At 48.6% G+C, this 961-nt stretch carries 1 pseudogene; it reads left to right on the top strand.

The annotated features are described in order from the left end of the window. Nucleotides 1–961 (top strand): annotated as a pseudogene (gene maeA, locus KIV40_RS30775) (oxaloacetate-decarboxylating malate dehydrogenase); the annotation flags it as partial.

The following is a 961-nucleotide window of genomic DNA, read 5'->3' as shown; positions in this document are numbered from 1 at the left end:
GCAAGTTGAGCGTGCTTACAAGCAGTACTGCAACTTCGAAAACGACATGGATAAGCACATTTACCTGCGCAACATCCAAGACACAAACGAAACCCTCTTCTATCGTTTAGTTCAAAACCACATCTCTGAAATGATGCCAATCATCTACACACCAACTGTAGGTGCAGCATGTGAAAACTTCTCTAACATCTACCGTCGTGGTCGTGGTCTGTTTATCTCTTACCCGAACCGTGATCGTATCGATGACCTACTGAACAATGCGACCAACCACAACGTAAAAGTAATCGTGGTAACGGACGGTGAGCGTATTCTTGGTTTGGGAGACCAAGGTATCGTTGGTATGGGTATTCCAATTGGTAAGCTTTCTCTATACACAGCGTGTGGCGGCATCAGCCCGGCTTACATGCTACCTATCGTTCTTGATCTCGTATCACAGGTGCAGATTACGACGCATTTGTGGAAGAGTTTATTCAAGCGGTTCAACGTCGCTGGCCAGATGCACTTGTTCAGTTTGAGGATTTCGCTCAGGAGAACGCAATGCCACTACTTGAGCGCTACAAAAACCGTATCTGTTGTTTCAACGATGACATTCAAGGTACAGCAGCGGTAACTGTTGGTTCACTACTGGCGGCATGTAAAGCAGCGGGTAGCAAACTGTCAGATCAACGCGTGACTTTCCTTGGTGCAGGTTCTGCAGGTTGTGGTATCGCAGAAGCAATCATCGCGCAGATGGTGTCTGAGGGTATCAGCGATGAGCAAGCTCGCTCTCAAGTTTACATGGTAGACCGTTGGGGCCTACTGCAAGAAGGCATGCAAAACCTACTGGACTTCCAACAGCGTCTTGTTCAAACCAACAAGAACACTGCAAGCTGGGAAAGCGACGGTACGGGCTTCTCTCTTCTAGACGTTGTTCGCAACGCGAAGCCAACGGTATTGGTTGGTGTTTCTGGCGCGCCGGGTC

The sequence above is a fragment of the Vibrio sp. D173a genome (assembly GCF_030248475.1).
Note: the sequence above shows the minus strand (reverse complement) of the source record. Positions and strands in the feature narration are given on the sequence as shown.